The organism is Streptomyces sp. UH6 (assembly GCF_013421635.1).
GTDB lineage: Bacteria > Actinomycetota > Actinomycetes > Streptomycetales > Streptomycetaceae > Streptomyces > Streptomyces abyssomicinicus.
Genome location: NZ_JACADT010000115.1, coordinates 1 through 9,784 on the forward strand (window position 1 = coordinate 1; position 9,784 = coordinate 9,784).

The following is a 9,784-nucleotide window of genomic DNA, read 5'->3' on the forward strand; positions in this document are numbered from 1 at the left end:
CCTCCCCGGACCGCCAAGGGGACGCCGAGGGGACCGGCCGACCCGGGCCACCCAGGGGGCGCCGGGGGGCGGCCGGGTGGGTCACACCGCCGCGTACACCGCGTTCAGGTACTGCGCCCCCGTCTCGGACCCCACCAGCCCCGCCTTCATCTCGTTCATCACGTAGCAGAAGGTCATCCGCCGCTCCAGGTCCATCACGATCTGCGAACCGCCCCAGCCGCCCCAGAAGCAGATCCGCCCCTCGGGGATGAACGGCACGCCGGCCGGCTCCGGCAGCGCGTACCCGATGCCCCACCGCAGGGGGGTCGCCAGCACCTGGTCGACGCCGTGCGCCTGCTCGCGGAAGATCAGCTCGATGGTCTCCGGCGAGAGCAGCCGCACCCCGTCCACCTCGCCCCCGCGCGAGACCACGGAGAGGATCCGCGCGATCGAGGCCGCGTTGCCGTGGCCGTTGGCCCCGCCGATGTCGGCGAGCCGCCACTCGGGAGCGTTCGCGATCTCCGCCCGCAGCGGCGCCCCCATCAGCGTCTTCGCCAGCACGCTCCGCGGGTCGACGGCGCCCGGGTCGATCTGCTGCGGCGGCGGCGGGACGATCTCCGCGCAGCGTCCCCAGTCCGCCTCCCTCGCGCCGATCCGGAAGTCCGCGCCCAGCGGGCCCGAGATCTCCTCGTCCACGAACCGCTTCAACGGCTTCCCGCTGACCCGCCGCACCACCTCGCCGACCAGATGCCCGAAGTTGAGGAGGTGGTACCCGGACCCCTCGCCCGGCGTCCACCACGGGGCCTGCGCGGCCAGGTGGGCCGTCGAGCGCTCCCAGTCGAAGAGGTCCGCCGCGTCGAACGGCGCGGCCCATCCGGACACCCCGGAGGTGTGGCTCAGCAGGTGCCGGACCAGCACCCCCTCCTTGCCGTTGGCGGCGAACTCCGGCCAGTACTTCGCCACCGGGGCGTCGACGTCCAGCTCTCCGCGGTCCACCAGCATCAGAGCGGCCAGCGAGGCCACCGTCTTGGTCGTGGACCACACGTTGACCACGGTGTCCCGCTCCCACGGCCGGGTGCGCTCCCGGTCGGCGTGACCGCCCCAGAGGTCGATCACCCGCTCCCCGTCGATGTCCAGGTACACCGACAGCCCGGTCTCCGCGCCGACCGCCAGGTTCGCCTCCGCGGCCTCCCGCACCGCCGCGAAGCGCTCGTCCACATACCCGTTGAGTCCGGCCACCGCCGTGCCCCCTGTTCCCACCGGCCGGACCCGACCGTCCGTACCGCCTGACCAGCACCCTAGAAGCGCACAGCCCCACCAGGGAACGCGCGGAACAAGATTCGGTGCACATGCACACACCTGCGACCCGTTCCATGGTCAGCAGCGGTCCACAGTCGCCTCCCCGGCGACCCCGGATGTCCGGGCGCCCGGACGGAGGGATTTACGCCGGTGCCTGACGTCCCACCTCCACGGTGGCCTCGGACCCGGGCGGCAGGAGAGTGGCCGGATCGCCGGGCACCCGGCAGCGCTCGAGCAGCAGCACGCCGCTGCGGAGCGGGACCGGTCCGCCGGCACGGAGCAACTCCACCATGTCCGTGTCCACGAAGGACACGTGGGCGAGCGCGGGATGCCCGGACAGGCCCGACAGGTCCGTGTCGGCGGGCGCACGGTACAGCCGTAGGTTCGTCACGGCCGGACCGAGCAAGGGGGGCACCGACACCGCCGTGTCGAACAGGCCCAGACTGAGGCTGGTCAGGGTGCCCAGCTCGCGCAGGTGCTCGCTCCCGTGCACCGGACCCTCGGGAAACAGCATGAGGTGGTCCAGTTCCCGGAACTCGCGCAGCGGCGACAGATCGGTGTCGGGCGCGAGCGCCAGCGCGAGAAAGTCCAGCGAGGGCTGATGGGCGAGCAGCGTCGCGACGTCGACCGGGAAGTTGACGTTCAGCTCGGTGAGCCGCGGCAGGACCGCCAGGGCGCTCAGCTGGGCCGGGTGGCTGACCGTGACCATGTGTCCCGCGAGGCTCAGGCCGGACAGGACCGTACCGGCGTAGGCGGCGGCGTCGAAGTACGCCCACCCCTCGACCAGGGCGTCCACCACCTCTACGCGTCGGTCCGCGGCATAGGAGGCGAGCAGTCCCAGTGCCTCCTCGCCGCCCAGCAGTGCTGCCGTCCGCACCGTCTGGGCCGCGGCCTTCTCGGTGAGCTCGCCCAAGGACCGCGGCAGCCTGCGCAGCAGGCTCGGGCCCACCGCCGCCAGAGCCGGCGGATCGGTGGGGCGGCGTGGTGGGAGCAGGCGCTCCACCGCTTCGTCCAGGCGCACGGCGAGCGCCGGGGAGACCTCGGGCAGCGTCTCCTGGCAAGAGGCGGCCAGCAGCCGCAGGCCCCGGCCCTGGCGGGGCTCGGCGGCCGCCCGGTCCAGGATGCCGCCGAGGAGTTCCTCCCGCTGCGGTGCGTTGGCGTGGCCCGCCGCCATGACGATCGTCTCGCGCCACCCGTCGAGGTGGGCGCGTTCGACGAGGCTGCCGATCCGGTCCTGCTCGGTGGCCTCCTTGGCGGCCAGATACTCCTGGAAGGTGCGGTGGACGAAGTCCAGCCGGTCGGTGGTGGGGGAGCGCAGCACCCCGGAACGGTCCCGCAGTGACTCCAGCACCTGCCCGGCGTCGTGGTCGTTCAGATGCCGCATGGCGGACAGCTTCCTGCCGACCTGCGCCCGCGCCCGGTCCAGCGCGATCTCCGTCCGGTTGTTGTCGGAGAGCCACCAGGCCAGGTCGCGCAGGATCAACAGCTTGTCGCCCAGCCCGAGGGGGATGTCCGCCGCACTGGGCACCTGCCGGGCGGCGTCCCGGTCGTGGACCAGGGTCTCCAGTGCCGTTCGGTACAACTCCATCCGGTTACGCGGGAGTTGGCGGCCCTGGTTGAGGTGCATGGCGCACAGCATGGCCGCGAGCAGGGGAGTGGTCGCCAACGAGTGCAGATGGGGCCGGTTGTGCAGGCTGCTCAACAACGCCTGTTCGTAGGCGGGGAGTTCCTCCACCGGGCAGGGCAGCGCGTCGCCCACCGCACGCGCGGCGTGGTGCCACTGCCGGACGAACGCGGCCAGGTCCGGCGGTGACATGCGGTCCAGCAGCAGCGGGACGAACCGCTCCCGCCGCAGCCAGTCCGCCCCCGCCGCCGTCGGCCGGGAGGTGACGACGACCCTGACGTCCGGGTACGACGCGAGCAGCCGGCGGAGCCAGTCCCGGACCGACCGCCGTTCCGCAGCCCGCAGCTCGTCCACCCCGTCGATCAGCAACAGGGCTCGACCGGACTCCAGCTGCCGCTCCACCCACGCCCTGGGCAGCACGCCGGTGAGTTCCGGCGCCACGGAGTCGAGCATCGCCTCGGGCCTGGGCAGGGGGCGACCGCTGTACTCCCGCAGCTTGACGAGGACGGGCGTCAGCCCGTTCCAGTGGCTCAGGTGTCCGGAGAACGCCCCGCGGGCGGCCGTGACCGCCAGCCAGCGCAGCAGCGTGGTCTTGCCCGAACCGGCCTCCCCCCGCAGGAGCACCCGGGAGAACTCGCCCAGTGCCGCCTCCGCGCGCATGCCCGGACTCTGACCGCCGTCCTCCCAGTCGCTCATCGCCGACCGGAGCGTCGGAACCGTCCGCGAGGCCCGCCGCCGCGGGGTGCCGTCGTCCCAGGTGGCCCGCAGGCTGACGTAGGCGACGCTGAGGGACGCCGGCTGGTCGGAGGCGCCGCGGAACAGCGTCACCTCGTCCAGTGTGTCGCTGACCAGCTGGAGGTACCTGCGACGGAACGCCTCGTCCCGGTCGGTGCCCTCCGGGGCGAACAACGACCGGTCGGGCAGTCTTTTCAGCAGCAGAGCGATCTCCGCACCCAACGAGGAGGTACGACTCAGCAGTTCGGCCTCCGCCCGGTCCTTGAAGGCCGGGAGGCCGCGGACGATCTGCACGTAGTACTCGCTGCATTCGGACAGCAGCCGTTCGTACAGCCGCGTCTCGGCCTCGCCCAGCCCCAGCGGCGGCCGCACCGAGCTGACGATCGCGCGGGTCAGCTCGGCCGGGTGTGCGTCGGCGGCCAGCAGGGCCTCGTCGGAGAGGTCGGCCGCGGCGAAGGTGTCGCAGACCGCGTCGGTCACCGCCGCACGGCCGCTCTCCTCCAGGCCGCGGAACTCCCGCTCGAGGTGCGGCTCCAAGCGGTCGAAGACGGCGTTGACGATCTGCTCGAACTGGCCCCTGACCTCGCGCTGCAGCCGTATGCCCGGCACCCTCAGACGCACCAGCTCGTCCAGGGACAGGTGTCGTTCCTGCTCCCGCCGCTTCCCGCCCAGCCACATCCCGGCCGCCGCGTTCGCCACCGTCGTCCCCAGCCGCAGCGCGGCCGTCTCCGCGAGCATGTGCCCATCCCCTCCCCACGCGTGGAACAGCATTCTGTCCCGGAGGCGGAGACGGCCGCAGCCGCCCGCAGAAAAGGGCGGAGGGGCGGCCCCGGTGGTACCGGGACCGCCCCACCGCACGGTGCGGAGCCGAACGTCAGGCCGCCAGCCTCGCCAGCGCGGCGTCGACGCGGGCCAGCGTCCTGTCCTTGCCCAGGACCTCCAGCGACTCGAAGAGCGGCAGGCCCACCGTGCGGCCGGTGACGGCGACCCGGACCGGGGCCTGCGCCTTGCCGAGCTTGAGCCCGTGGGCCTCTCCGGCGGCCAGGACGGCCTCCTTCAGGGACTCCGCGGAGGACCAGTCGGCGGCCTCCAGCTTCTCGCGCGCCGTGCGCAGCAGCGCGTCCGAGCCCTCCTTCATCGCCTTCGTCCAGGACGCCTCGTCGAAGACCGGCTCCGGCAGGAAGAGGAAGTCGACGTTCGCGGTGATCTCGGAGAGCATCCGCAGACGGGTCTGCGCGTGCGGCGCGATCGCCGCCCACTTGGCCTCGTCGAAGTCCTCCGGCGCCCACGGCGCGAACGGCGCCCGCAGCCACGGCTCGCAGCGGGCCGCGAACTCCTTCGGGTCGAGCATCCGGATGTGGTCGCCGTTGATCGCCTCGCACTTCTTCAGGTCGAAGCGCGCCGGGTTCGGGTTGACGTCCTTCAGGTCGAACGCGGCGACCATCTCCTCGATGGAGAAGACGTCACGGTCGGCGGAGAGGGACCAGCCCAGCAGCGAGAGGTAGTTGAGCAGGCCCTCGGGCAGGAAGCCCTGCTCGCGGTAGAGGTTCAGCGAGGCCTGCGGGTCGCGCTTGGAGAGCTTCTTGTTGCCCTCGCCCATCACGTACGGCAGGTGGCCGAACGCGGGGACGGCCTTGGCGACGCCCAGCTCGATCAGCGCGCCGTAGAGCGCGATCTGCCGCGGGGTGGAGGAGAGCAGGTCCTCGCCGCGCAGGACGTGGGTGATCTCCATCAGCGCGTCGTCGACCGGGTTCACCAGGGTGTACAGCGGGGCGCCGTTGGCCCGGACGATGCCGTAGTCCGGCACGTTCTCCGGGGTGAAGGTCAGCTCGCCGCGGACCAGGTCGTCGAAGGTGATCGGAGTGTCCGGCATCCGGAAGCGCACGATCGGCCTGCGGCCCTCGGCCTCGTAGGCCGCGACCTGCTCGGCGGTCAGCTCGCGGCAGTGGCCGTCGTAGCCGGACGGGCGGCCGGCCGCACGGGCGGCCTCGCGGCGCTCGTCGAGCTCCTCGGTGGAGCAGTAGCAGTGGTAGGCGTGACCGCCGTCCAGCAGCTTCCGCGCGACGTCGCGGTAGATGTCCATCCGCTCGGACTGCCGGTACGGCGCGTGCGGGCCGCCGACCTCGGGGCCCTCGTCCCAGTCGAAGCCCAGCCAGCGCATGGCGTCCAGGAGCTGCTGGTACGACTCCTCCGAGTCGCGGGCCGCGTCGGTGTCCTCGATGCGGAAGACCAGGGTGCCCTGGTGGCGCCGGGCGTACGCCCAGTTGAACAGGGCGGTGCGCACCAGGCCCACGTGGGGGTTACCGGTGGGGGAGGGGCAGAAACGAACACGGACAGGTGCGCTAGCCACGCTTGACAACCTTGTTGGTGAGAGTGCCGATGCCTTCGATGGTGACGGCGACCTCGTCGCCGTCCTGGAGCGGGCCGACGCCCGCCGGGGTCCCGGTGAGGATCACGTCGCCGGGGAGCAGCGTCATCGCCGCCGAGATGTTGACGATCAGGTCCGCGACCGGGTTCACCATCTGCGCGGTGCTGCCCAGCTGACGCTGCTGACCGTTGACCGTGCACTGGACCGTGAGGTCGGCTGGGTCGACGTCGGTCTCGATCCAGGGGCCGAGCGGGCAGGAGGAGTCGAAGCCCTTGGCACGCGCCCACTGCTGCTCACGGCGCTGCACGTCGCGGGCGGTGACGTCGTTGGCGCAGGTGTAGCCGAGGATCACGTCCTTGACGCGCTCCCGCGGCACCTCGCGGCACATCCGCCCGATCACCACGGCGAGCTCCGCCTCGTGGTGGAGCTCCTCGGTGAAGGCGGGGTACTGGATGACGTCGCCGGAGCCGATGACCGAGGTGGACGGCTTGAAGAAGGCGAACGGGTCCTTGGCCGCCCGGGAGCCCATCTCCGCCGCGTGGTCCGCGTAGTTGCGGCCGAAGGCGACGACCTTGCTGGGCAGCACGGGCGGCAGCAGCCGGACCTTGCTCAGCGGGACCTTCGTGCCGGAGAGCTCGAACTCCGCGAACGGGATGCCCTTGATGATGTCGAGGACGAGTTCGTCCTGCCTGTCGCCCTCGACCGCGCCGAAGGCGACGTTCCCGTCGATGGAGAATCTGGCGATGCGCACGGGATTCTGATGCCCCTCACTGAGCTGCCGGCCGGAGTCTGACGCTCCAGGCTAACGCGGCCAAGGGGGCCCGGGTGGCGCGCCGCCCGGACGGCCCGGCCCGGCGGCCGGGCCCCGGCTCACTCCGCGACGGCGCGGACCGGGATCTCGTTGAGCACCGTGCGGCGGGGGTTGGCGGTCTGCGTCGGCAGCTCGACGGAATGCTCGCGCTCCTCGCCGAGCAGGTGCGCGGCGTCTTCCAGGTGCGCCAGGGTGGTGCGGCGCGGGTTGGCGGTGATGCGAGAGCTCATGTTCGTCTTCACTGTCGATCGGACCCCTCTGATGGCGGGTGCTGCTGGCGAGCTGCCGTCGACGGCACGCCGACGGTTCCTGTAAAGGGTCAGGCTAAAACGTCAGACTAAACGTGCGATTCCCCGCCCAAGCCGTGAAGGGTCAGTGAATCCTTAGTGATTTTCCTCACTCCGTGCCCCACCATTCGGGGCGGAACGGGTGAAAGCGGACTCCGTTCGATAGCGGACATAAGTAAGTGAAAGTCGTCATTCCGCTCCTGATCATGGCGACTGGGACACCGGGCGAGGCCTGCCGGATCCTGGGTGAACGTCTGGTTTGTCCGGGATGGGCCTCGACGTGCGGTGACAGCTCACTCACGCCGTGTCATCTGGGTCACGGCCTGCCCTACGGGCCTTGTTGAGGATCGGCCACTGTGCTGGAATTCCACGGACCGTCGTGGGATCCAGTCGACGCTCCGGTGCGCGATGCGGACCGGGCGGCGGACGGGAGGGGGAAGAAGCGCCGGTCCATCACGACCACGAAGGTCACTTGACGACCGACAACGGGGGCGCAGCCCGAACGCGCCCCTCATACGCCGACACCGTCCTCTCCTCTCCGGGGGGACGCCTGGTCCAGAGGTTGCGACGCTAGTGCAGGGACGTTTCAAGAGGGATGGCAGCGCTTCGGCGGAGCCGGAGCCACACAACGGGACCGCACGCGGTGCCTCGCCCCAGCACGCCCAGCCCCCGGGCCAGGGGCAGGCCGCCGAGCCGGCGGCCCCCGTGCTGAAGCCGGCCGGCAGCGGGTCCACGGGCCCGGGTGCCCGCATAGCCCTGCGCAACTGGCGCATCTCCACCCGCCTGGTGTCGCTGCTGGCCCTGCCCGTGGTCGCCGCGACCACCCTGGGCGGGCTGCGGATCAGCGACTCCCTCGAGGACATGCAGCAGCTGGAGAACATGCAGCTGCTCACCGAGATGACCAAGCAGGCCACCGAGCTGGCCAACGCGCTCCAGGAGGAGCGCGACGTCACCGCCGGCCCGCTGGCCCACGGCGCCAAGGACTCCGACTACAAGGTCAGGACGCCGCGGGAGAAGACGGACAAGGCCAAGGACCAGTTCCTCAAGGACACCGAGACCGTCGACGACAACCTCGGCGAGGGTGACCTCCAGGGCGTCCGCGACAGCCTCGTCGGCCTCATCGTCGAGCTGCGCGGACTCGACAAGCTCCGCGAGAACGCCTACGACGCCAAGGACAACTCGACCCAGACCGTCGAGTCCTACCACCGGCTCATCACCCAGCTGCTCGAACTGTCCACGGACATGGCCGAGGCCACCAGCAACCCGGAGATGATCCAGCACACCCGCGCCCTGGCCGCCTTCTCCTCGGCCAAGGAGTACGCGTCCATGCAGCGCGCGGTCATCGCCGCCTCGCTGCCCAAGGACGCCTCGTCCTTCGCGGACATCTCCGAGAACGACCGCCTCTACGGCGAGGCCGCCCGCGAGGGCGAGAAGAGCGAACTCGACGCCTTCGAGACCATCTACGGCTCCGGCCGCCAGAAGATGCTCGAGCCGCTCGAGAACAACAGCGTGATCGAGGTCGCCGACAAGTACTCGAACACGGTGCTCAGCCCCAACGGCAGCCGCAACGTGGGCAAGCAGTCCTACCAGGACTGGGTCGACGACGCCTCGACGAAGATCGAGTCGATGGGGAGCATCGAGCACACGCTCCTGGAGGAGATGGAGCAGAAGGCCCGCGAGCTCCAGGACGAGGCCCAGCGCGAGGCCCTGATCTCCGGTGTCCTGATCCTCCTCGTGCTCGGCGTGTCCCTGGTCGGCGCCTTCGTGGTGGCCCGCTCCATGATCCGCTCGCTGCGCCGCCTCCAGGACACCGCGACCAAGGTCGCCAAGGACCGCCTGCCCGAGCTGGTCAAGCAGCTCTCCGAGTCGGACCCGCAGGACGTCGACACCACCGTCGAGTCGGTCGGTGTGCACTCCCGCGACGAGATCGGCCAGGTGGCCGCGGCCTTCGACGACGTGCACCGCGAGGCGGTCCGCCTCGCCGCCGAGCAGGCCCTCCTGCGGGGCAACGTCAACGCGATGTTCACCAACCTCTCGCGCCGCTCGCAGGGCCTCATCCAGCGCCAGCTGACCCTGATCTCCGAACTGGAGTCCCGCGAGGCCGACCCGGACCAGCTGTCCTCGCTCTTCAAGCTGGACCACCTCGCCACCCGCATGCGCCGTAACGGCGAGAACCTCCTCGTCCTCGCGGGCGAGGAGCCCGGCCGCCGCTGGACCCGCCCGGTCCCGCTGGTCGACGTGCTCCGCGCCGCGGCCTCCGAGGTGGAGCAGTACGAGCGCATCGAGCTGGCCACGGTCCCCAAGACCGAGATCGCCGGCCGCGTCGTCAACGACCTCGTGCACCTGCTCGCCGAGCTGCTGGAGAACGCCACCTCGTTCTCCTCCCCGCAGACCAAGGTCCGGGTCACCGGTCACGCGCTGCCCGACGGCCGCGCGCTGATCGAGATCCACGACACCGGCATCGGCCTCTCGCCGGAGGACCTCTCCGCGATCAACGAGCGCCTCGCGGCGCCTCCCACCGTGGACGTCTCGGTCTCCCGGCGCATGGGTCTGTTCGTGGTCGGCCGCCTCTCGCAGCGCCACGGCATCCGCATCCAGCTGCGTCCCTCGGACTCCGGCGGCACCACCGCGCTGGTCATGCTCCCGGTGGACGTCGCCCAGGGCGACAAGAAGGCACCCGT

At 71.2% G+C, this 9,784-nt stretch carries 6 protein-coding genes; 1 reads left to right on the forward strand and 5 read right to left on the reverse strand.

The window, feature by feature from the left end; translation table 11 throughout:
• Nucleotides 1-81: 81 nt before the first annotated feature.
• From HW445_RS09320 to HW445_RS09340, 5 genes are all read right to left on the reverse strand, one after another.
• Nucleotides 82-1,218, reverse strand: a complete 1,137-nt coding sequence (locus HW445_RS09320) for a serine hydrolase (RefSeq protein ID WP_180220556.1) — start codon at nt 1,216-1,218, stop codon at nt 82-84.
• 202 nt (nt 1,219-1,420) lie between these two features.
• Nucleotides 1,421-4,375, reverse strand: coding sequence for an NACHT domain-containing NTPase (locus HW445_RS09325; protein WP_180220557.1), 2,955 nt, complete (start codon nt 4,373-4,375; stop codon nt 1,421-1,423).
• Between the two features lie 136 nt (nt 4,376-4,511).
• Nucleotides 4,512-5,996: a glutamate--tRNA ligase gene (gene gltX / locus HW445_RS09330; RefSeq protein ID WP_180220558.1), complete on the reverse strand. Its 1,485-nt coding sequence runs from the start codon at nt 5,994-5,996 to the stop codon at nt 4,512-4,514.
• Nucleotides 5,980-6,756, reverse strand: coding sequence for a fumarylacetoacetate hydrolase family protein (locus HW445_RS09335; protein WP_180220559.1), 777 nt, complete (start codon nt 6,754-6,756; stop codon nt 5,980-5,982). The genes gltX and HW445_RS09335 overlap by 17 nt, the downstream gene beginning before the upstream one ends.
• Before the next feature lie 119 nt (nt 6,757-6,875).
• Nucleotides 6,876-7,058, reverse strand: coding sequence for a hypothetical protein (locus HW445_RS09340; RefSeq protein WP_180220560.1), 183 nt, complete (start codon nt 7,056-7,058; stop codon nt 6,876-6,878).
• Between the two features lie 618 nt (nt 7,059-7,676).
• Here HW445_RS09340 and HW445_RS09345 point away from each other — a divergent pair.
• Nucleotides 7,677-9,784 (forward strand): nitrate- and nitrite sensing domain-containing protein (locus HW445_RS09345; protein ID WP_180220561.1); only part of this gene is annotated, 2,108 nt, incomplete at its 3' end.

Bases quoted from the DNA above. Each gene is read 5' to 3' on its own strand.
- HW445_RS09325 (WP_180220557.1), bottom strand. From the start codon at position 4,375: ATGCTCGCGGAGACGGCCGCGCTGCGGCTGGGGACGACGGTGGCGAAC.